This is a genomic window from Pandoraea sp. NPDC090278, from assembly GCF_044772185.1.
GTDB lineage: Bacteria > Pseudomonadota > Gammaproteobacteria > Burkholderiales > Burkholderiaceae > Pandoraea.
On sequence record NZ_JBIVYJ010000001.1, the window covers coordinates 706,268 to 728,236 of the forward strand.

The window sequence follows — 21,969 nt, forward strand, 5'->3', positions numbered from 1 at the left end:
CGGCATGCATATGGAACAGTGAACTTTGAAGTTAACCGCAAGGCGCCTGGCCTTGCTTGAAGAGGTTTGAATGGCGAGCATCAACGTAGCCCAATTTGCTGAAGAACTGAAAATGCCGGCCGGCGTGTTGCTGGAGCAACTCAAAGCCGCCGGCGTGGACAAACTCAGCGCCGACGATTCCGTGACGGAAGCCGACAAGGCCCGTCTGCTGGAGCACCTGCGCCGTTCGCACGGCGCTGGCGACGGCGACAAAAAGAAGATTACTCTGACGCGTCGCCAGACCTCGGAAATCAAGCAGGCCGACGCGACCGGTAAGGCGCGTACGATTCAGGTCGAAGTGCGCAAGAAGCGCACCTTCGTCAAGCGTGACGACGTCGCCGAAGGCGTGGACAACGCTGCCGCCGCAGCAGAAGACGAAGCGCTTCGTCTGCGTGAGGAAGACGCACGTCGCGAAGCGGAGCGTCTGGCTGCGGAAGCGGCCGAGCTGAAGCGTCGCCAGGAACAACTGGAACGCGAAGAAGTCGAGCGTCGCGAGCGCGAAGAGAAGGAAGCTGCCGAGCGCCGTGTGCGTGAGGAAGCTGAGCGCGCGGCTGCCGCTGCGAAGGCTGCGGAAGAACAGAAGGCCAAGGCGGAAGCCAAGGCCGACGCCGAAGCCGAGAAGCAGGCACAGCAAACCCGCGAAGAAGCCGACAAGGTTGCCAAGGCCGACGCCGAAAAGGCAGCGGAAGCTGACAAGGCGGCCGCGGCCAAGGCCGACGCCGAGCGCGAGCAGGCCCGCAAGGCTAGCGAAGAAGCCCGCGCTGCCGCCGAAAAGGCGAGCGCTGCTGCGGACAAGGCCCGCGCCGAAGAGGAAGCGATTCGCAAGCGTCGTGCTGCGGCGGAAGCCGAAGCGCGCGCTATTCGCGAAATGATGAACGCCCCGCGCCGCGTGCTGAAGGCACCGGAGCCGGCGCCTGCTGCGGCCGCACCGGCCAAGGCGGATGCCGCCAAGGGCACGCTGCACAAGCCGGCCAAGCCGGAAGGTGCCGCAGCAAAACCGGCAGACAAGAAGCCGGCCGCCGCACCGGCGTCGACGACGGCTGGCGCAGCGGACAAGAAGGACAAGAAGCCGGGCGCGTGGCAGAAGGATGCGGACAACCGCAACAAGCGTGGCGGCATGAAGACCCGCGGCGACGCGAGCGGCGGTTCGGATGGCTGGCGTGGCGGTGGCCGTGGCGGCCGTCGTGGCGACCGTCATTCGCAGGACGATCGCAATGCATTCCAGGCACCGACCGAACCGGTGGTGCGCGACGTGCACGTGCCGGAAACGATCAGCGTTGCCGATCTGGCGCACAAGATGTCGGTCAAGGCTGCTGAAGTCATCAAGCTGATGATGAAGATGGGCCAGATGGTGACCATCAACCAGGTGCTCGATCAGGAAACGGCGATGATCGTGGTGGAGGAACTCGGCCACCGCGCAATCGCCGCCAAGCTGGACGATCCGGAAACGCTGCTGGACCTCGGCAACGACGTGACGGAAGCCGAAGCGCTGCCGCGTCCGCCGGTGGTGACCGTGATGGGTCACGTCGACCACGGCAAGACCTCGCTGCTGGACTACATCCGTCGCGCCAAGGTGGCGTCGGGCGAAGCCGGTGGCATTACGCAGCACATCGGTGCGTATCACGTCGACACGCCGCGCGGTACGGTGACGTTCCTCGACACGCCGGGTCACGAGGCCTTTACGGCCATGCGTGCTCGCGGTGCACAGGCAACGGACATCGTGATTCTCGTGGTCGCGGCGGACGACGGTGTGATGCCGCAGACGAAGGAAGCGATTGCCCACGCGAAGTCGGCCGGTGTGCCGATCGTGGTGGCGATCAACAAGATCGATAAGCCGGATGCGAACCCGGACCGCGTGAAGCAGGAACTCGTGGCCGAGAGCGTGGTGCCGGAAGAGTACGGTGGCGATTCGCCGTTCGTCGAGGTTTCGGCCAAGACGGGTACGGGTATCGACGATCTGCTCGAGAACGTGCTGCTGCAAGCCGAAGTGCTGGAGTTGAAGGCGCCGGTGGAAGCCCCGGCCAAGGGTATCGTGATCGAAGCGAAGCTGGACAAGGGTAAGGGTCCGGTCGCGACGATTCTGGTGCAGTCGGGCACGCTCAAGCGTGGCGACATGGTGCTGGCAGGTCAGGCTTACGGTCGCGTTCGCGCCATGCTGGACGAAACCGGCAAGAACACGAAGGACGCAGGTCCGTCGATCCCGGTGGAAATCCAGGGTCTTTCGGAAGTGCCGGGCGCCGGTGAAGAAGTGCTGGTGGTTCAGGACGAACGCAAGGCACGTGAAATCGCGCTGTTCCGTCAGGGCAAGTTCCGCGACGTGAAGCTGGCCAAGCAACAGGCCGCGAAGCTCGAGAACATGTTCGAGCAGATGGCCGAAGGCGAAGTCAAGACGCTGCCCCTCATCATCAAGGCAGACGTTCAGGGTTCGCAGGAAGCACTGGCCCAGTCGCTCAACAAGCTCTCGACGCCGGAAGTGCGTGTGCAGATCGTGCACGCTGCGGTCGGTGGCATCAGCGAAAGCGACGTCAACCTGGCAACGGCTTCGAAGGCAGTCATCATCGGCTTCAACACGCGTGCCGATGCACTGGCCCGCAAGCTGGCCGAGTCGAACGGTATCGACATTCGCTACTACAACATCATCTACGACGCAGTGGATGAGGTGAAGGCGGCAATGTCGGGCATGCTGGCGCCGGAGAAGAAGGAAGAAATCACGGGTATGGTCGAAGTGCGTCAGACGTTCAAGGTGCCGAAGGTCGGTACGGTGGCCGGCTGTATGGTGCTCGACGGCTTCGTCAAGCGTTCGTCGCACGTGCGTGTGTTGCGCGACAACGTGGTCATCTTCACGGGCGAGCTCGATTCGCTCAAGCGCTTCAAGGATGACGTCAAGGAAGTCAAGTCAGGCTTCGAGTGCGGTCTGTCGGTGAAGAACTTCAACGACATTACGGAAGGCGACCAACTGGAAGCGTTTGAAATCACGGAAGTTGCGCGCTCGCTGTAACGCGATTTGCACAACAGATGTGGAATGGCCCACCAAGCCGGGAAACCGGTGGCGTGGGCCATTGCTTTACTAGCGAGTTTGTTATGGCAAAGAAACGTGGCGTTCCCGGTCGAAATCTTCGCATCAACGATCAGATCCAGCGTGATCTTTCGGAGTTGATTCAGCGCGAAGTGAAGGACCCGCGCATTGGTCTGGTCACGCTGCAAAGCGTGGAAGTGACGCCCGACTACGCGCATGCGAAAGTGTTTTACACGACGCTCACCGGCGATCCGAAAGCGACCGGCGAAGCGCTCAACGAAGCGGCCGGCTATTTGCGCAATCTGCTGTTCAAGCGGTTGCACATCCATACGGTGCCGACGTTGCATTTCCACTTCGATCAGTCGATCGAGCGTGCCATCGAGATGTCGCGTCTGATCGACACGGCCAACGCGACCCGGGCGAAGGAAGACGCGGAAGCGGCCGAGGGCGAAGACGGTGACGACGTCGAAAGCGACGATGGCAGCGTTAATAAGGACGTCAACAAGGACGAAGGCAAGTAAGCCGCTCGTCGACCGTCGCCTGCTGGACCGACCGGGCCAACGCGAAGCGCGCCCGGTAGTCCTGCGATGCCTGTGCCTCCGCGACGGAGGCCTGGCAACATCCCACAAGAATTTCTCAAGTACTCCCGCACATGACGGACCCGCGTTCGCAGGCACCCCGCCAAAAACTCCCTCGTTTCCCGCTCGACGGCGTGTTGCTGCTCGACAAGCCGCTGGGCCTGTCGTCCAACGACGCCCTGATCAAGGCCAAGCGTCTGCTTCAGGCGTTGAAGGCGGGCCATACCGGTACGCTCGATCCGCTCGCGACGGGTTTGCTGCCGTTGTGTTTCGGCGAGGCGACGAAGTTCTCGCAGGACTTGCTCGAAGCCGACAAGACTTACGAGGCACGCGTGCGTCTGGGTGAGACGACGACGACGGGCGATGCGGAAGGGGAGGTGCTGCAAACGCGTCCAGTGACGGTGGACGAAGCGGCGATTCGTGCGGTACTGCCGCGCTTTACCGGTCCGATTTCGCAGGTCCCGCCGATGTATTCCGCGCTCAAGCGCGACGGCAAGCCGCTGTACGAATATGCGCGTGCGGGGCAAACCCTCGAACGTGAAGCCCGCAACGTCACGATCCATCTGCTGGAGATGACGGCATGCGCGTTGCCGGACGAGAACGAGTTCACCTTCCGGGTGACGTGCAGCAAGGGCACCTATGTGCGCACGCTGGCGGAAGACATCGGCGAAGCGTTGGGATGTGGCGCGCATCTGCGCGCGTTGCGCCGCACGGCGGTCGGTCCGCTGACGCTCGACGGTGCGGTGACGCTCGAAGACCTGAGCGCGCTCGATCACGCACAACGCGTGGAGAAGCTCGCGCCGGTCGATGCGTTACTCAAGACGCTGCCGGTGGTGTCGCTCGACGAAACGTTGGCCAAGCGGTTCAGTCACGGCCAGCGTCTGCGTCTTGACGAGGTGCGATGCCCGCAAGCCCTGCGCGAGTGCGCTGCGTCGCATGACGACATCGAAGTGAAGGTCTACGCGGAAGCCACCGCCGATGCGGCCGCACGTCTGCTGGGCGTCGCGCGTCTGGATGGTGAAGCTCTGCTCACACCGCAACGGTTGCTGAAGACTCAGTAACCGGCGACATTCCAGCACTGGATCGAATCGTCGGTAACTGTCAACGTTGGCAGGTAGCTGGCGCGCTGGCCTTAGTCGGACGCGTTGCGAACGTTCGTTGCAAGCAGATAGGCGTCGCCGCGGGTAGTCTCGTACTCGACGACCTGACCCGTCTGAAGCTGGGAGGCGCCGGGAGTGCAAATCTCGCTTTCATGGACGAAAACGATTTCACCGCCCCCATGCGGCGTGATGAATCCGTACCCCTTTTCCGGGTAGTAATCCTTGACGGTTCCGCGCGGCATGATTTGCTCTCCTTCGAAGCGACAAATCGCAACCCGATGCCTGAATCTGATATTGCCGCACCACGCGCGGCATACCTTCCGTGCGGACGATGGGGCGTCCGCACGACCTGATCGGACGCGTCAGCTGGCGACGTTTTCCGGCTTGAGTTCGACAATGGCATCGAGCGCGGCTTTCACATCCATCGCGTACTTGGCCAATGCCTTCTGCTCGTCGGTTTTCGGCTCGAAGGACGGCACACCCACCGGGTGATTGCTCTCGTCGACGGCGACGAACACCATCAGGCAGTCGGTCGTCTGACGCAGTTCGCCCCACTTCGGGTCGCCCGCATGCACCGACACGTGGATGTGCATGCTCGTGCGCCCCGTGGCCACGATACGTGCACGCAGTTCCACCAGATTACCCACCAGAATCGGACGACGGAAGCGGATATTGCCGACGCTGACCGTCACGCAATAGCGGCCCGACCACGTCGCGGCGCAAGCGTAGGCCACTTCGTCGATCCACTTCATCAACGAGCCCCCGTGCACCTTGCCGCCGAAGTTGACGGCGGCCGGTTCGGCCAGAAAGCGGAAAGTGACTTCGGAGCGTTCGATCGGGTTCTGCGGGGTATTCATGGTGTTTTGTTTTTGCTGACGGATAGTACTTTCCCGGCCGTCGAACGGTATCTGACCGTGGGGGCGTCCGGCCGGGGGATGCGCAATGATACTGCGATTGCGTGACACCTGCCGATGCCCAGCCCGATCCACCTTTTCCCGACCCGCCACCGGGGAGCGAATTCCGCAAGCGCCCGGTATGACGCGCGGCGCAGAGTGTTGCGGTTGTGCCAGCGCAGGCCTCGGTCGTTGCGAGGCTTGTGAGGGCCGAATCCAACGAGCAGGGCGGCGCGTCATGATCCAGCCTCCAGGCAGTTCGCCACATGTTTGCATTCAGATCGCGTGTCGGCAGACGCAGACCTCGCCGCACGAGCAAGGCGCTTCAACGGCTCCCTTGCTCAACGACTTCGACTACGCGCGCAACACGAGCGTGCCTGCGACGTCCGATGTGCCATTTGGCGAAGATAGTTCAATGGCAGACATCGAAGCCGGGATGAGCAAGATTCTGCGCGAAGTGAAGGCGCGACAGTTTGCCGCCAAAGCCCTGCATACCAATGGCGGCGGCAACGATTCAAAAGTCGAGGAAGCCGATTCGGACCTGCCTCATCCATTGGCGGTAACGGGCGTATCCCTACCGTCGTTGTCATCGCCCATAGACGGCCTCGCGACCACCGGGCCATCCGAACTCGCCCCCGTCGCAATGCCGACCCGCTATCCCAGGCTGCTCGGGATCGCTGTGGTGGCGACCCACGTCGCTAATCTGGGCAGTCAACTGCTGAGTTGCCTGTCACCGTATATCGCGCCCGATCTGTTCGCTCGATGGGCAAGCGTCATGGTTTGTGAGCTGGTGCGGCCGGGGAAGGCGAGTGTGACCCGGGAGGCGAGTTGCAAAGTGCTGCGCGTCGGCAACGCGGTATTTACCCCGGGGATGATGGTGGCGCCGTACTTTGCTGTGCTCGCGTTAGGCGATCTGGTCTGTTGGGGGAAGGAATTCCGGAACCCCGGCAGTCAGCCGTTCCAAGGCGACAGTCTGGCGAATCTGATCGCATGGATCAATTCGCGTGGCGGGTTTGCGAAGGTGCTGGATGTGTTGGGGCCGGGCGCGCATGAAAGCACAGGAGACGATGTGCCCGTAAAGACCTCGTTACCCAAACGCGCGTTGTCGGGGGTCTTCGACAAACTTCGAAAAATGCTGGCGCATCACGACGATCCGGAATGGCAGAAGTCCATCGCGAGGCAAATTCGCCAGGCATCTGCTGCTGCGTTCGTGATTCTGATTGCGCGTTTGCCGTTCAGCAGCGACACGGTGTCACTACCTGCAGGGCTGCTGGATTACTACACATGGCTGGAGAAGGTGGGGGCCGCGACAAAAGTGGCAGCGGCCAGCGCCGAGTCGCTCGTGAAGCCTGCGCAGGCAGAGGCCGGCGGTGGTGACGACGCAGTCGTTGGCGGCGGTGGCGACATAGATCCGGAGGCGCTTCAGAGTGTTCACGTCGACACATTTGTTCTCCCTAATAGCTGACGATCCCAAACGCCGCGCCATCCGTTCCAAAAGCGCAAGAACATACAAGACGATGGCAAGCCGAGTTCGCTATCCTGCGATGCCAGTGGTTATCAGTGGTTATTAGTCGCTATTGCAGGAGTGTTTGTGTCTGGAATGTCTTCTTCGGCTGCGTCGACAGCGCAGTCCGATGTCAAACTTGAAGTGGCGCGCGGGATGCGCGCTTCGTTGCCGGTGATGTTGGGATTCGTGCCATTCGCGATGGTGCTCGGCGCACAAGCCACTCAGAAAGGCATGCCCGCGTGGCTCGTGCCACTCATGACCGGCATGAATTTCGCTGGTGGTTCCGAGTTCACGGCGGTCCATTTGTGGACCTCGCCGCCGCATCTTGCGCTGATCGTCGCCATGTCGTGTCTCGTCAATTCGCGTCACATTCTGATGGGGGCCGCGTTCGCGCCGTTGCTGCGTCATGTGCCGCTGCGTCGTGCGCTACCGTCGTTGTTTCTGATGTGTGACGAGGCCTGGGCGATGGCGCTGGCCGACACGCAGGCGCGCAAGGCCGACCGCATCAGCTTGCCGTATTACCTCGGTGTCGCCGTCAATCTCTGGCTCGCATGGATTGCCTTTACAGCGCTCGGTGCGGTACTGGGGCCGGTGCTCGGCGACATCGAGCAGTACGGCTTCGATATGGCGTTCACCGCTGTCTTCCTCGTGTTGCTTCGCGGGATGTGGCGCGGTATGCGCAAGAGTCTGCCGTGGCTGGTGAGTCTCGTCGCTGCTGCACTGACGTATTTGTATGTGCCGGGATCGTGGTACGTGGCCGCCGGTGCGGTCGCGGGCTTGCTGGCCGCCGTGCTGATGGAGCCGCGCCATGATTGATACCGCCGTGTTTCTGCCCATTGCGACGGTGGCGCTGATGGCGGCGACCACCTATGCCACGCGTATCGTCGGCTTCCTGTTGTTGCGCGATCGCGTGCTGAGTCCGCGCACGCGATCGGTGATGGAATGCCTGCCGGGTTGCGTGCTGATCTCAGTCATCGCGCCGTCCTTCGTATCGGACCGCCCAGCCGATCTGCTGGCGCTGGCTGTGACGCTACTCGTCTCGCTGCGCTTTTCGCTGTTGCCTACCGTCGTCATCAGCATTGTGGCGACGGCGGCATTGCGCTATCTCGTCGGTTGATCGCTGTCTTCCTCCCGGCGCGCGGACTGCGCGTCGCCTCGTCTTCTCATCTCCCCGCGCCCATAAAAAAACCCCGCTAACTTCAGCGGGGTTCAAGAAGTGCCCGGTAGTACAGAGCAGGGCCGGGCACTCGGGGGGAAGCCTTGACTTCAGTGGGCGCCGGCTGCGGCATCTGCGCCGCCACCACCGCCACCACGAATCGGTCGCGTGATCCACACCATCGCGATCATCAGCACGAACAACACCGCCGAGATCCAGAAAATATCGTTCGCACCGAGCATCGCCGACTGTTGCGTGACCAGTCGGTCGATGTAACCGTGGGCCTGCGGCGTCGACATGCCGAGCTGATTGAGCGACTGGACCGAGCCGTTGAACGTGGCGTCGTAGGGCGTCAGATTCTCCGTCAGCTGTGCGTGGTGCAGCGAGATGCGGTTATCCCACACGGTCGTTGCAATCGAGGTGCCGACCGCGCCGCACGTAATCCGCACGAAGTTCGACAACCCCGCCGCCGCCGGAATGCGATGCCCCGGCAGACCCGACAGAATGATGGCTGTCAGCGGGATGAAGAACATCGACATCGGCACGCCTTGCAGGAATGTCGGGATCATCAGGGTGCGCGTGTCGACGAGCGTGTTGAAGTGCGAGCGCATCAGGAACACGAGTGCAAACAACAGGAACGAGACGGTCACGACCCAGCGGGCGTCGAGCTTGGGCAGGAACTTGCCGATGATCGGCGACAAGATGATCGCGAACAACCCGACCGGGGCCATCACCAGACCGGCTTCCGTTGCTGTGTAGCCGAGATAGATCTGCAACCACTGCGGCAGAATCACGAGGTTGCCGAAGAACAGCCCGTAACCGACCGAGATAGCGACCACGCCACCGGTGAAGTTGACCCGCTTGAACAGCGTGAGATCGACCACCGGGTGCTTCTCGGTGATTTCCCACACGACGAAGAAGCAGAACGACACCAGTGCAACGAGTGCGAGGATGACAATCGTCGACGAATTGAACCAGTCGAGTTCCTTACCCTTGTCGAGCATGACCTGCAACGAGCCGACCCACAACACGAGCAAGGCCAGACCGACGGTGTCGATAGGCTTGCGCTGTGTCGGCGTCTCACGCTTCTTGTAGATCATCCACGTGACGTAAGCGGCCGCGATACCCACCGGAATGTTGATGTAGAAGATCCACGGCCAGTGGTAGTTGTCCGAGATCCAGCCGCCGAGAATCGGGCCCATCACCGGGGCGACGAGTGTCGTCATCCCCCATAAGGCGAGCGCCATCGAACTCTTCGCGGGCGGATAGCTCGAGAGCAGCAACGACTGCGACAGCGGAATCATCGGCCCGGCCACGGCACCTTGCAGCACGCGGGCGGCCAGCAGAATTTCGAGCGTGGGCGCCATGCCGCACAGCCACGAGGCCAGCACGAAGAGCAGGATCGACGTGATGAACAGTCGCACCGCACCGAAGCGCTCGGTCAGCCAGCCCGTGAGCGGCACCGAAATGGCGTTGGCGACGGCGAACGACGTAATCACCCAGGTTCCCTGGCTCGACGAGACGCCGAGGTCGCCGGAGATGGCGGGAATCGATACGTTGGCAATCGAAGTGTCGAGCACGTTCATGAACGTGGCGAGCGACAACGCGATGGTGCCGAGTACCAGCTGCCCTCCCGAGAGCGGGGCAGGAGCGTTTTGAGTTGCCATGAGTTGTCAAAGGGGGTGGGGGCACCCCCCTCCGATTTACAGGGGACGAGCGCGGGCCGGCTGGTTACGCGTGTCGTTGGCATCGCCTGCGCCCGCGCCTGCATTGGCAGCCGCGGCACCGGCGTTCTCGGTGATGATCTTGGCGACGATGTCGTCGGCGTCGTGACCGACCTTGTCGTACACGTCGGTCGAATACACTGGCAGGGTCGGCGCTTCGCCCAGTTCCTTGCCGTCGGTATTACGCACGTTCACCTTGACCTGCATCGACAGACCCACGCGCAGCGGATGCTGCTGCAACTGCTTCGGGTCGAGCGCGATACGCACCGGCAGACGTTGCACCACCTTGATCCAGTTGCCCGTGGCGTTCTGTGCAGGCAGCAGGGAGAAGGCGCTGCCCGTACCGGCCGAGAAGCCTGCGACCGTGCCCTTGTATTCCACCGACGAGCCGTACACGTCTGCCGTGAGCGTGACCGGCTGGCCAACGCGCATGTGCGAGATCTGCACTTCCTTGAAGTTGGCGTCGACCCACACTTCGTTGAGCGGCACGAGCGCCATGAGCGGTGCGCCCGTGGCGACACGCTGGCCGACCTGCACCGAGCGCTTGGCGACGTAGCCGTCGACCGGCGCCGGGATGGTCGTGCGGGCGTAGTCGAGATACGACGCGCGCACCTTCGCGGCGGCCTGTTGCACGTTCGGATGCGTGGTCACCGACGTCTTGTCCGTCAGCGCCTTGTTCGACACCAGTTGTGCACGTGCCTGTTCGAGCGCGGCTTGTGCCGACTTTACGGCGTCTTGCGCGTGGGCGAGTTCTTCGCGCGACACTGCGCCCGTGGCGATGGCCATTTCACGGCGCTTCACGTCGGCCTGCGCCTTCGCGAGTTCCGACTGGCGCATGGCGACCGTGGCGGCGTACGCATCGTTATTCACGAAGTACGTACGGACCTGACGCACGGTCTGCGCGAGGTTGGCTTCGGATTGCAGCAAGGCGACGCGTGCATCCGTCTGATCCAGCGTGACCAGCGGCTGGCCCGCCTTGACCATTTGCGTGTCGTCGACCTTCACACCGGTGACGGTACCGGCCACTTGCGGCGTGATCTGCACCACGTTACCGGCGACATATGCGTCGTCGGTGTCCTCGTAATAGCGCGCATACAGGCCGTAATAGGCGCCGTAGCCGATGGCCGCAATCGCGATCACGGCCGTCAGCGTCAGCATCATGCGGCGGCGCTTGCCATTGTTCTGTGCCGGTTGGGCAGGCGCTTGTTGTTGGTTGTCGCTCATCATTTGCTCCGTACTAATCTCTCAATGTGCTTTTGACGTTTGTCTTGTTTTGCGTGACGTTCAGTGTGCTCAGTGCGTTTGCGCGTTGGCGGCATCGCCTTCGGTCTTCGCCGGGCGTTCCTGCCCCACGACGAGTCCCGCCGACTGCGCTTCGAAACCACCGCCCAGCGCCTTGATCAGGCCGATTTGCTGGTCACGACGTGCGCTGTCGATGTTCACACGCGCTTGTTCCTGCGCCAGCAGCGACGACTCGGCCGTCAGCACGGTCAGTTGCGGCGTCAGCCCGGCCTTGTAGCGGTCGATGGCGAGGTCGTAGGCGCGTTGTGCGGCATCCTGAGCCACGCGTTGCGACACCATCTGCTTGTCGGCCGAACGGATCGACGACATGCGGTCCGCGATGTCGCCGAGCGCCTTGTTAAGCGTCGAGTCGTAGTTCGCCACGGCGCTTTCATACGCGGCGTACTGACCCTTCAGGTTGGCACGCAGGCGGCCACCATCGAAGATCGGCAGCGTAATCACCGGACCAGCCTGAATGTTCTGGCTGCTCGGATCGATCAGCTTGCCCAGCCCGAAGGTGGAGAAGCCGAATGCGGCGTTCAGGTTCACGTCCGGATAGAAACGGGCCTTGGCGACGTCCACACCTTGCAGTTGCGATTCCACGCTCCAGCGGGCCGAGACGATGTCCGGGCGGCGGCCGAGCAGGGCGAGCGGCAGGTTGTCCGGCAGAGCTGGCGTAGCGAGCTGCGCGAGCTTCGGCGGGGCGATTTCCAGACCGCGATCCGGGCCTTTGCCCAGCAGCACGCCGAGCTGGTGACGCGTGAGCAGGATCTGGCCGTCGAGCTGTGCGATTTGCGTCTGAATGTCGGCGCTGTTGCTGTCGGCCTGCTTCTGTTCGACTTGCGTGTCGAGACCGGCGCGCACGCGATCGGCTGTCAGCTTGCCAAGGTTCTGGCGCTGCTTGCTGATACGGTCGAGCACGTCGTGCAGCGCGTACTGCTGCGCGAGCTGGTTATAAGAGCGGGCGACGGCCGTCGACAGCGCGAGACGCACTTCCTGGTCTTCGGCTTCTTCGGCGCGCTCGGCCGACGTGGCTTGCGCCCGTGCCGAACGGTTCTTGCCCCACAGATCGAGTTCCCACGACAGCGACGCATTCAGATCGCCCTGCGTGAACCACGTGCCGCCGTAGCCCGGCGGGTAGATGGTGTTTTCGGTGAATTTCTCGCGATACACGTCGCCGTTGAAATTGACCGACGGCAGCAACGCGGCAGCGGCACCTTCCGTCTGCGCCTGCGCAGCCTTCAGTCGGGCGGCGGCCATGGCGAGATCGGGGTTGCCCGCGAGGGCTTCGTCGATCAGGGAGACGAGTTGCGGATCGCCGAAGCGTTGAGCCCAATCGGTGCCCGGCCACTGGCCGCCCTCGGAGGGCAGGCTGCGCTGGGTCTGATAGTGCTCAGGCGTGGTGATCTGCTTGTCGCTATGGATGCCGGCGAAGTTCGCACAACCGGCAAAACCCAGCGTCACAGCCGCCAGACAGAGGGCGGAAATCGCTGAGCGGGCCCGCAGATGCGGGAGGAAAGGTGAGGCCGCTTTCATCGCAAAACCTTTACGAGTGAAGTCTTGTACTGACAATAATCGGGAATCAGGGGCTGACGAGGACTTGCAATAGTGGACTCGACAAGCTTTTCTGAACGGAAATCGAGGCAATTCGGATGGATTTCTCAGGCGCTCGCGCCGTCATCCACCTTCGCCGTTGGCGATCACCCGTCGCAGCAAACTCTTTAGAAACCCGATTTCCTCGACGCTGAAACCGCCCATCAGATGGTCGGCAGCGCGGGTGAAGATGTCGGGCATCCGGTCGGCCATTGCATTGCCAGCCTCTGTTGCACTCAGGTTCACGGTGCGGCGGTCACTCTTGCTGCGCTCGCGAACGAGCAGTCCATGCGCTTCGAGCCGGTCGAGCAGGCGGGTGACCGCGCTCGCATCGATGCAGTAGTCACGGGCGAGGTCCGCTGCCGTCTTGCTCTTGCCTGTCGCCACCTTGTAAAGCATGGTCGCCTGCGTACTGGTGAGGCCGTACTGCGAGGTTTCCTTCGTCAGTTCCGCCAGGATCAGCTGACGCACACGCGCCACGAGATACCCGAGGGAATCGTCGATGTCGTAACCGTTACGCGGGGGATCGGCTTGCGGCGCTTCCGGCTGAGACGTCGGCGCGGTCGCGGAGAATGTGACGGAAGGATCGGACATTTTCGTGCAGCTGCAATAGTTGACTTGTCACGATTATAGCGGTTACTTAATTAATTTCAAGTCGATGCAATAGTTGACTAGGCAAATATTGCGGTAGAAGTTAGATGAATTGCTCTAATTTGGTGCGTAGCATCGAAAACGCGGGGACGGGGAGGGAGGAGGGGGGGGGAGGAAAATCGCCGGTCTGCTTCGTGACAAATGTGGGGCAATCGTCGAATCAATGGCGCATGCCGTTGTTGCAATGCAGAAAGGCCATGACGTGAGACACGCGCAAGTGGTAGAATCGCGGATTCCTCAAAGGCTTTTTCGAGCACCCTTTCATGACCCGCGCTCTCCGTAATATCGCCATCATCGCGCACGTCGACCACGGCAAAACCACGCTCGTCGACCAGTTGCTGCGCCAGTCGGGCACCTTCCGCGAAAACCAGCAAGTCGCTGAACGCGTGATGGACTCGAACGACATTGAAAAAGAGCGCGGCATCACGATCCTCGCCAAAAACTGCGCCGTCGAATACGAAGGCACGCACATCAACATCGTCGATACCCCGGGACACGCGGACTTCGGCGGTGAAGTGGAGCGTGTGCTCTCGATGGTCGACAGCGTTCTGCTGGTGGTCGACGCCGTCGAAGGCCCGATGCCGCAAACGCGCTTCGTGACCCGCAAGGCCCTGGGCCTCGGTCTGAAGCCGATCGTCGTGGTCAACAAGATCGACCGCCCGGGCGCACGGCCGGACTGGGTCATCGACCAGACGTTCGACCTGATGGACAAGCTTGGCGCCACCAACGAACAGCTCGACTTCCCGGTGGTCTACGCTTCGGCCCTGAACGGTTTCGCAAGCCTCGATTCGGATGTCCGCGACGGCACCATGAAGCCGCTGTTCGACGCGATCCTGGAACACGTTCCGGTTCGCGACGCCGATCCGGAAGCGCCGCTGCAGCTGCAAATCAGCTCGCTCGACTACTCGACGTTCGTCGGCCGTATCGGTATTGGCCGTATCACGCGTGGTCGCGTCAAGCCCGGCCAGCAAGTGGTGATGCGTTCGGGTCCGGACGGTGAAATTCTCAAGCGCAAGATCAATCAAGTCCTGACCTTCAAGGGTCTGGAGCGCGTGATGTCGGACGAAGGCGCCGAAGCTGGCGACATCGTGCTGATCAACGGTATTGAAGACGTGGGTATCGGCGTGACCATCTGCGACGCAGATACGCCGGAAGCGCTGCCGCTGCTGACCGTCGACGAGCCGACGCTCACGATGAACTTCTGCGTGAACACGTCGCCGCTGGCTGGCCGTGAAGGCAAGTTCGTGACGAGCCGTCAGATCCGCGATCGTCTGGACAAGGAACTGAATCACAACGTGGCGCTGCGCGTGAAGGACACCGACAGCGACTCGATCTTTGAAGTGTCGGGCCGTGGTGAACTGCACCTGACGATTCTGATCGAGAACATGCGTCGCGAAGGCTATGAACTGGCCGTGTCGCGTCCGCGCGTGGTGATCAAGGAAATCGACGGCGTGAAGCACGAGCCGTACGAAATGCTGACCATCGACCTGGAAGACGAACACCAGGGCGGCGTCATGGAAGAAATCGGTCGTCGCAAGGGCGAAATGCTGGACATGGTGTCGGACGGTCGTGGCCGTACGCGTCTTGAATACCGCATTCCGGCTCGCGGCCTGATCGGCTTCCAGGGCGATTTCCTGTCGATGACCCGTGGTACGGGCCTGATGAGCCACATTTTCGATGCTTACGCACCGGTCAAGGATGGTTCGCTGGGTGAGCGTCGTAACGGCGTGTTGATCTCGCAAGATAACGGCGATGCCGTGGCCTACGCACTGTGGAAGCTGCAGGATCGTGGTCGTATGTTCGTGAAGCCGGGTGATGCCCTCTACGAAGGCATGATCATCGGTATTCACAGCCGCGATAACGACCTCGTGGTCAACCCGATCAAGGGCAAGCAGCTCACGAACGTGCGTGCGTCGGGTACCGATGAAGCCGTGCGTCTGGTGCCGCCGATCGCGATGAGCCTCGAATACGCCGTGGAATTCATCGACGACGACGAACTGGTCGAAGTCACGCCGCAGACGATTCGCCTGCGCAAGCGTCACCTGATCGAGCACGAGCGCAAGCGCGCTTCGCGCGAAGAGAAGTAAAGCCGGCGATGGAATCGCGGCGCAACGGATGAAAAGTCCGTCGCGCTGCGGGATCTGTCTGTTGGAAGAAAAGCCGGTGCCATGCGCCGGCTTTTTTGTTTTTCAATCCCCCCAATCCGTTGACGTTTCCGGAGTCCTTGCCTGACATGACCGATTTTGTTCGAACCGAAATCCGTGGCCGTATCGGCTTCATCACGCTGACTCGCCCGAAGGCACTCAATGCGTTGTCGCACGACATGATTCGTGCGATGGCTGCTGCGCTCGATCAGTGGCGCGACGATCCCAAGGTGCTGGGTGTCGTGCTGCAAGGCGAGGGCGAGAAGGGGCTGTGCGCGGGTGGTGATATTCGCTACTTCCATGAAGCCATCAGCGCAGGCCGCACGGACATCATGGATTTCTTCACCGACGAGTATCGGCTCAACTACACGATCGCGTCTTATCCGAAGCCGTACATCGCACTGATGGACGGTGTGGTGATGGGCGGTGGCATGGGCATCTCGCAAGGCGCGACGTTGCGCATCGTCACCGAGGCGACGCGCATGGCGATGCCCGAGACGGCCATCGGTCTGTTCCCGGATGTCGGCGGCGGGTTCTTCCTGGCGAATCTCGCGGGGCATCTCGGTGAGTACCTCGGCACCACGGGCATCGTGTTCGGCGCAGTCGATGCGTGTGAGATCGGTCTGGCGGACGTGGTTGTGCCGCGCGCGTCGTTGCCCGAGTTGTGCGACCGGCTGGCCAATGGCGACTGGAAGGATAGCGATGCTGTGCTTGACGCCGCACGTACGTTCGCTCGCGAAAGTCTGCCGCCTGCTGGTCTCGCTCCCGGTAAGCTCGCGCCGTTGCGCAGCGTGATCGATGAACACTTCGGTCTCGCAGACATGCCCGCGATTCTGAAGGGGCTCAAACTCGAAGCGCGTTGCGAGTACTCGGGCTGGGCGGAGGAGACGGAAGACCTGTTGCGCGCCAAGCGGTCGCCGTTGATGACATGCGTGGCGCTTGAGCAGGTGCGCCGTGCCCGCAAGTTGTCACTTGCGGACGAACTGCGTGAAGAGTGGTTGATGATGCGCAGCGTTTTCAATCTCGACGGCCGCACCGGTGCCGAAGGCGTCGAGGGCATTCGTGCGATGGTGATCGACAAGGACCACAAGCCGCGCTGGCAGCACGCGAACATCGAAGCCGTGAAGCCGGAAGACGTCGCGCGCTTCTTCGATGGCGAGCGTCATAGTGCCGATAATCCGTTGCTTACGCTGGGGCAGTGACGACGCGCTAGCGAGCCAAAGGGCCAGCGCAAAACATCAAACCGCTGCCTGGCAGAACTGTTCGCCAACGGCCTGATCGAGTTTGCGGCAGATGTCGGCGAACGTGCCGACCATCACGATGTGCGACCTGTCGCGATAGACACGCACATCGCGACCTTCCTGCGTGTCATGCACTTCATGGCGTGCCTGCTGTTCCCGAACGTTGCGCGATGCCTTCACGGCTTTACCCGCGGGGCAGCCCCGACGCGTGGCCGATGCCACCGCAGCCGCAATCGTGCGCGGCAGCGTGGTCGTGCGAGTGCGGGTGGGCACGGTGTAGGAGCGGGCAACGGCGGGGGCCGAAGCGAACGGTCCGGACAGTGCCGAGAGACCGTACACCGCAGAGAGTCGCGTCTGTGATGACACGCGAACCGGCGATTGACCGAGAGACGTACGCAACAAACCAAAGAGTCGAGCCATGATGCGATCCTTCTTTCAAAGCGGGTCAGAGGGACGTGTCTTGCTGCGAATCGCGTTCGTGTCACAAATCGCAGGCGCAGCAGGGCACGGGCGCCGGACCCAGCCCGGCGCAATCAAATGCAAATCTTCAGGGAGCGGGGCGAGTCGCTGTGTCGCGCTGCCCCGGTTCGCGATGGGCGACCGTCAGCGGCCGCTCATTGATCGTTCATAGATCGTTGTTGCGGATCAGACCGACCGCAATCCCTTCCAGTGCAAAATCGCCGCTGCCTTCGTCGACATTGATGTTCTCGAAGTCGGGGTTTTCGGCGATCAGTTCGACGCCACCCTTCACGCGATGAAAACGTTTGACGGTCACGTCGTCGCCGATGCGTGCCACGACGATCTGACCTTCGCGCGCGTCGGCAGCCTTTTGCACGGCAAGCAGGTCGCCGTCGAGAATGCCCGCGTCGCGCATCGACATGCCGCGCACCTTCAGCAGGTAATCGGGCTGACGCGCAAACATGTTCGGATCGCACTGGAAGTTGCGCTCGATATGTTCCTGCGCCAGGATCGGGCTGCCTGCAGCGACACGGCCGACGAGCGGCAGCGACAACTGCATGAGGCCCATGTGCGGCAGCGTGAACTGATGCGTGCCACCGGCGTCGTCAAGACGTTTGAGGCGAATGCCACGCGATTGACCGGCGGCCAGCTCGATCACGCCTTTGCGCGCCAGCGCCCGAAGGTGCTCCTCGGCGGCGTTGGCGGAGGAGAACCCCAGTTCAGCGGCAATCTCCGCGCGCGTCGGCGGAAAGCCGGTGCGCTCGATCGCTTGCTGAACCAGTTCGTAGACCTGCTGTTGTCGGGCGGTAAGTTTGATCATGGCATCACTGTATGGAAGCACAGGTGGCTGTATTTTTGTACAGTGTTTGCGAAAACGCAAGGGAAAACTTCATGTACTGCGTGAAGTTTCCGCCACACGTGCCCGTCGTCGTGGGCCGGAGGGCAGGCTTTCCGTCACGGGAAGCCTGCCGCCCATCGCGCCATAGCGCTAACGCTTACTTGTCCATACGAACGATCGTCAGTGTTCCGGCCACGTTCTCCACGCGTACCCGGACCTTGTCGCCCGCATGCACGCTTTTGGCCATGGCAGCGTCCTTCGCCTTGTAGGCCATCGTCATGGCAGGCATGGCGATGTTGCTCATCGCGCTGTGCGCGAGCATGACCATGCCGGTCGAGGTGTCGACGCTTTTGACCGTCGCGTCAGTCAGTGCCACGTTGGCATTCACGTCAGCGGCAGGCTTGCCCGACATCGCCATATTGCCCATGTCACCCGCCGCGAACGCCGACGAGGCCGCAGCACCCGAGACAGCCAAAAGAACGCCGGAAACGATAAGAACTTGCTTCATTGCTTTTCTCCAAAGGAAGTGGATGGCACATCGGTGCCGTGTGAAACAACAGGGGGGACAACCGCAGACGCGTGGGCATTCGGCAAATCAGCCGGATTGACCGACGCCGAGCGTTTGAGACGCCGCCGCTGTAGCAGCAGCCACGCAGCGGGAATGACGAACATGGAAAGCAGGGGCGCGGTAATCATGCCGCCGACCATCGGCGCGGCGATGCGCTGCATGACTTCCGAGCCTGCGCCGTGACCGATCATGATCGGGATGAGGCCTGCGAGAATGACCGCGACCGTCATCGCTTTGGGCCGCACGCGCAGCACGGCACCTTCACGAATCGCATCGACTATCAGCGCTTCGTCGAGCGTCTCGCCGTTGGCCACTCGTCGTTCCAGCGCACCGCGTAAATACAGCAGCATCACGACGCCGAACTCCGCCGCCACACCCGCCAGCGCGATGAACCCGACGGAAGTCGCCACCGATACGGCATGCCCCAGCCCCCAGATCAGCCAGAAGCCACCAACGAGCGCGAAGGGAATCGTCGACATCAGCATCAGCGCGTCGACCGCCGAGTTGAATGTCAGGAAGAGCAGCACGAAGATCACGGCGAGCGTGATCGGAATCACCGTACGCAACTTCGCTGCCGCGCGTTCGAGATACTCGAACTGCCCCGACCACGCAATCGAATACCCTGCCGGGACGACGACTTTGTTGGCCACGAGACGTTGCATGCCAGTCACGGCGGATTGCAAGTCAGTGTCGCGGATATCCATGTATACGAAGCCGGACAGCCGAGCGTTTTCGCTTCGGATCATCGGTGGCCCGTCTTCGACGCGCAGCGTGGCCACGTCTCCAAGGCGAATCTGCGCGCCGCGATCCGTCACGATCGGCAAGTCGCGCAGTTTCTCTACCGAGTCACGGAATTCGCGTGGATAGCGCAAGCTGATCGGGAAGCGCTCGCGTCCGGCAATGACTTCGCCCACGTTGTCGCCGCCCACAGCCGACGAGACAACCGCCTGAATGTCGGCAATCGCCAGTCCATAGCGTGCCGCGGCAAGTCGGTCGATGTCGACGTCGACATACCTACCGCCGTTCAGTCGCTCTGCGAGTGCGGACGTCACGCCCGGTGCATGCTTCACAGTCGCCTCGATCTGTGACGCGATCTTGTCGATGCCCGCAAGATCGGGCCCGGAGATCTTCACCCCGACCGGCGTCTTGATGCCGGTCGAGAGCATGTCCAGACGGTTGCGGATCGGCGGCACCCAGACGTTCGATAACCCCGGCACCTTCACGCGGCTGTCGAGTTCGTCGATCAGCTTTTGCGGCGTCATCCCGGCGCGCCACTGACTGCGCGGCTTGAACCGGATGGTCGTCTCGAACATTTCCAGCGGGGCGGGATCGGTGGCGGAGTCTGCGCGTCCTGACTTGCCAAACACCGTTTCCACTTCGGGCACCGTCTTGATGAGCCGGTCGGTCTGCTGCAACAGCTCGGAGGCTTTCTCTGCCGAGATCCCCGGCAACGCCGTCGGCATGTAAAGCAGATCGCCCTCGTCGAGCGGTGGCATGAACTCGCCGCCAAGGCGGGAGATGGGAATCGCGGTGAGCGCCAGCGCTACGAGTGCCACACCGAGCGCGGTCCACGGACGCCGCAGTGTCGCGTCGAGCAGCGGTCGGTACATCGCCATCAGTACCCGGTTGATCGGATTGGCCGCCTCTTCCGGAATGCGTCCGCGAATCAGGTAGCCCATCAGCACCGGCACCAACGTCACCGACAGCACGGCGGCGGCGGCAATTGTGTACGTCTTCGTGAAGGCCAGCGGAGAAAACAACTTGCCCTCCTGTCCTTCCAGCGAGAAGACCGGGATGAACGACAGCGTAATGATGAGCAGTGAGAAAAACAGGGCCGGGCCGACTTCCGCCGCCGATTCGGCAATGAGCGTCCAACGCCGCGAGGCGCTCAGGGTCTCGCCGGGATGTGCATGCGCGAACGCTTCGAGGTGCTTGTGTGCGTTCTCGATCATGACGATGGCCGCGTCGATCATCGCGCCAATGGCAATGGCAATCCCGCCTAACGACATGAGGTTGGCGTTCACGCCCTGATACCGCATGACGATGAACGCGGTGAGCACGCCAAGCGGCAGCGACAAGATGGCAACCAGCGCACTGCGCAGATGGAACAGGAAGATGGCGCACACGATCCCGACGATGACGAACTCTTCGAGGAGTTTGTCTTTCAGGTTGTCGACGGCGCGCTCGATGAGTTGCGAGCGGTCGTACGTCGTGACCAGCTCGACGCCGGGCGGCAGCGAACGCTTGAGGTCGGCGAGCTTCGCCTTGACCGCATCGATGGTCGTGAGTGCATTCTTGCCCGAGCGCATCACCACGACGCCGCCCGCCACTTCACCCTGACCGTTGAGTTCTGCCACGCCGCGGCGCGCTTCCGGGCCGATCTGGATGCGGGCAACGTCGCCGAGCAGCACCGGTGTGCCGCTGGCATCCGTGCGAATGACCACGCGACGGAAGTCGTCCAGAGAGTGCAGATACGCCGTCGAGCGCACCATGTATTCCGATTCCGCCATCTCGACGACCGAGCCGCCGGACGCCTGGTTTGCCTTCGAGAGCGCATCGGCGACGGTGGCCTGCGAAATGCCGAACGCGCGCAGCTTGTCCGGATCGAGCACGATCTGGTACTGACGCACCATGCCGCCGATCGAGGCGACTTCTGCGACGTCGGGCACCGCCTTGAGTTCGAACTTCAGGAACCAGTCGTTGAGCGCGCGCAGTTGCCCGAGATCGTGACGCCCGGTGCGATCGACGAGTGCGTACTCGTAGACCCAGCCGACCCCCGTGGCGTCCGGCCCGAGCGAGACCTTCGCGCCTTGCGGCAGACGGCTCTGCACCTGATTCAGATATTCGAGCACGCGTGAGCGCGCCCAGTACTGATCGGTCTTGTCGTCGAAAAGCACATAGACGAAGGCATCGCCGAACGACGAATACGCGCGGATCGACTTCGCACCGGGCACGCCGAGCAGCGTCGTGGTCAGCGGATAGGTCACCTGATCTTCGACCACCTGCGGCGCTTTGCCCGGATACGACGCCTTGATGATGACCTGCGTATCCGAGAGATCCGGCAGGGCGTCCAGCGGCGTCTGTGTGAGCGAGTAGGCGCCCCACACCGCCAGGAGCAACGAGGCGAGTAGCACCAGCAACCGGTTGTGTATCGACCAGCGAATGAGGCGGGCGATCATTG

At 62.3% G+C, this 21,969-nt stretch carries 18 protein-coding genes; 8 read left to right on the forward strand and 10 right to left on the reverse strand.

What is annotated here, in order from left to right; genetic code table 11:
* Positions 1 to 70: 70 nt before the first annotated feature.
* From infB to truB, 3 genes are all read left to right on the forward strand, one after another.
* On the forward strand, positions 71 to 3,037 hold the full coding sequence (gene infB / locus ACIQWO_RS03090) for a translation initiation factor IF-2 (RefSeq protein ID WP_402819018.1): 2,967 nt from the start codon (positions 71 to 73) through the stop codon (positions 3,035 to 3,037).
* A gap of 83 nt (positions 3,038 to 3,120) precedes the next feature.
* Positions 3,121 to 3,576: a 30S ribosome-binding factor RbfA gene (gene rbfA, locus ACIQWO_RS03095; protein WP_402819021.1), complete on the forward strand. Its 456-nt coding sequence runs from the start codon at positions 3,121 to 3,123 to the stop codon at positions 3,574 to 3,576.
* Between the two features lie 131 nt (positions 3,577 to 3,707).
* Positions 3,708 to 4,694 carry a tRNA pseudouridine(55) synthase TruB gene (truB, locus tag ACIQWO_RS03100; protein ID WP_402819024.1) on the forward strand — a complete coding sequence of 329 codons (987 nt, stop codon included), beginning with the start codon at positions 3,708 to 3,710 and terminating at the stop codon, positions 4,692 to 4,694.
* A gap of 71 nt (positions 4,695 to 4,765) precedes the next feature.
* Here truB and ACIQWO_RS03105 read toward each other — a convergent pair whose 3' ends face one another.
* Positions 4,766 to 4,975, reverse strand: coding sequence for a cold-shock protein (locus ACIQWO_RS03105; RefSeq protein ID WP_402819027.1), 210 nt, complete (start codon positions 4,973 to 4,975; stop codon positions 4,766 to 4,768).
* Positions 4,976 to 5,095: 120 nt separating this feature from the next.
* Complete coding sequence (locus tag ACIQWO_RS03110; RefSeq protein ID WP_039398880.1) at positions 5,096 to 5,590, reverse strand: acyl-CoA thioesterase; 495 nt, start codon at positions 5,588 to 5,590, stop codon at positions 5,096 to 5,098.
* Between the two features lie 373 nt (positions 5,591 to 5,963).
* Here ACIQWO_RS03110 and ACIQWO_RS03115 point away from each other — a divergent pair, with 373 nt between their 5' ends.
* The 3 genes from ACIQWO_RS03115 (at position 5,964) to ACIQWO_RS03125 (ending at position 8,250) form a co-directional block, all read left to right on the forward strand.
* The gene (locus ACIQWO_RS03115) at positions 5,964 to 7,091 is read left to right on the forward strand and encodes a hypothetical protein (protein ID WP_402819031.1); all 1,128 of its coding nucleotides are present in this window, start codon (positions 5,964 to 5,966) and stop codon (positions 7,089 to 7,091) included.
* A 135-nt stretch (positions 7,092 to 7,226) separates the two neighbouring features.
* The gene (locus tag ACIQWO_RS03120; protein ID WP_402819034.1) at positions 7,227 to 7,949 is read left to right on the forward strand and encodes an AzlC family ABC transporter permease; all 723 of its coding nucleotides are present in this window, start codon (positions 7,227 to 7,229) and stop codon (positions 7,947 to 7,949) included.
* Complete coding sequence (locus tag ACIQWO_RS03125; protein ID WP_402819037.1) at positions 7,942 to 8,250, forward strand: AzlD family protein; 309 nt, start codon at positions 7,942 to 7,944, stop codon at positions 8,248 to 8,250. The genes ACIQWO_RS03120 and ACIQWO_RS03125 overlap by 8 nt, the downstream gene beginning before the upstream one ends.
* Positions 8,251 to 8,399: 149 nt before the next feature.
* Here ACIQWO_RS03125 and ACIQWO_RS03130 read toward each other — a convergent pair whose 3' ends face one another.
* The 4 genes from ACIQWO_RS03130 to ACIQWO_RS03145 all read right to left on the reverse strand — a co-directional run bounded on the left by ACIQWO_RS03130 (position 8,400) and on the right by ACIQWO_RS03145 (position 13,481).
* The gene (locus ACIQWO_RS03130; RefSeq protein ID WP_150666341.1) at positions 8,400 to 9,956 is read right to left on the reverse strand and encodes a DHA2 family efflux MFS transporter permease subunit; all 1,557 of its coding nucleotides are present in this window, start codon (positions 9,954 to 9,956) and stop codon (positions 8,400 to 8,402) included.
* Between the two features lie 36 nt (positions 9,957 to 9,992).
* A complete protein-coding gene (locus ACIQWO_RS03135; protein WP_402819042.1) occupies positions 9,993 to 11,237 on the reverse strand; it encodes an HlyD family efflux transporter periplasmic adaptor subunit in 1,245 nt (414 codons plus the stop codon).
* Between the two features lie 69 nt (positions 11,238 to 11,306).
* Positions 11,307 to 12,830, reverse strand: a complete 1,524-nt coding sequence (locus ACIQWO_RS03140; protein WP_402819045.1) for an efflux transporter outer membrane subunit — start codon at positions 12,828 to 12,830, stop codon at positions 11,307 to 11,309.
* Positions 12,831 to 12,971: 141 nt separating this feature from the next.
* The gene (locus tag ACIQWO_RS03145) at positions 12,972 to 13,481 is read right to left on the reverse strand and encodes a MarR family winged helix-turn-helix transcriptional regulator (RefSeq protein ID WP_150666343.1); all 510 of its coding nucleotides are present in this window, start codon (positions 13,479 to 13,481) and stop codon (positions 12,972 to 12,974) included.
* A 320-nt stretch (positions 13,482 to 13,801) separates the two neighbouring features.
* On the opposite strand from ACIQWO_RS03145, the gene typA reads away from it, so the two are divergent.
* Together typA and ACIQWO_RS03155 are read left to right on the forward strand one after the other, a co-directional pair.
* Positions 13,802 to 15,625, forward strand: a complete 1,824-nt coding sequence (typA, locus tag ACIQWO_RS03150) for a translational GTPase TypA (RefSeq protein ID WP_402819049.1) — start codon at positions 13,802 to 13,804, stop codon at positions 15,623 to 15,625.
* Between the two features lie 146 nt (positions 15,626 to 15,771).
* Positions 15,772 to 16,884, forward strand: coding sequence for an enoyl-CoA hydratase/isomerase family protein (locus tag ACIQWO_RS03155; protein ID WP_402819052.1), 1,113 nt, complete (start codon positions 15,772 to 15,774; stop codon positions 16,882 to 16,884).
* Positions 16,885 to 16,920: 36 nt separating this feature from the next.
* Here ACIQWO_RS03155 and ACIQWO_RS03160 read toward each other — a convergent pair whose 3' ends face one another.
* From ACIQWO_RS03160 to ACIQWO_RS03175, 4 genes are all read right to left on the reverse strand, one after another.
* Positions 16,921 to 17,343: a hypothetical protein gene (locus ACIQWO_RS03160; RefSeq protein WP_402819055.1), complete on the reverse strand. Its 423-nt coding sequence runs from the start codon at positions 17,341 to 17,343 to the stop codon at positions 16,921 to 16,923.
* A gap of 205 nt (positions 17,344 to 17,548) precedes the next feature.
* Complete coding sequence (gene lexA / locus ACIQWO_RS03165; protein ID WP_039398858.1) at positions 17,549 to 18,202, reverse strand: transcriptional repressor LexA; 654 nt, start codon at positions 18,200 to 18,202, stop codon at positions 17,549 to 17,551.
* A 175-nt stretch (positions 18,203 to 18,377) separates the two neighbouring features.
* Positions 18,378 to 18,728, reverse strand: coding sequence for a copper-binding protein (locus tag ACIQWO_RS03170; RefSeq protein ID WP_402819059.1), 351 nt, complete (start codon positions 18,726 to 18,728; stop codon positions 18,378 to 18,380).
* A complete protein-coding gene (locus ACIQWO_RS03175; protein ID WP_402819062.1) occupies positions 18,725 to 21,967 on the reverse strand; it encodes an efflux RND transporter permease subunit in 3,243 nt (1,080 codons plus the stop codon). Before ACIQWO_RS03175 ends, ACIQWO_RS03170 begins: the two co-directional genes overlap by 4 nt.
* Between the last annotated feature and the right edge of the window lie 2 nt (positions 21,968 to 21,969).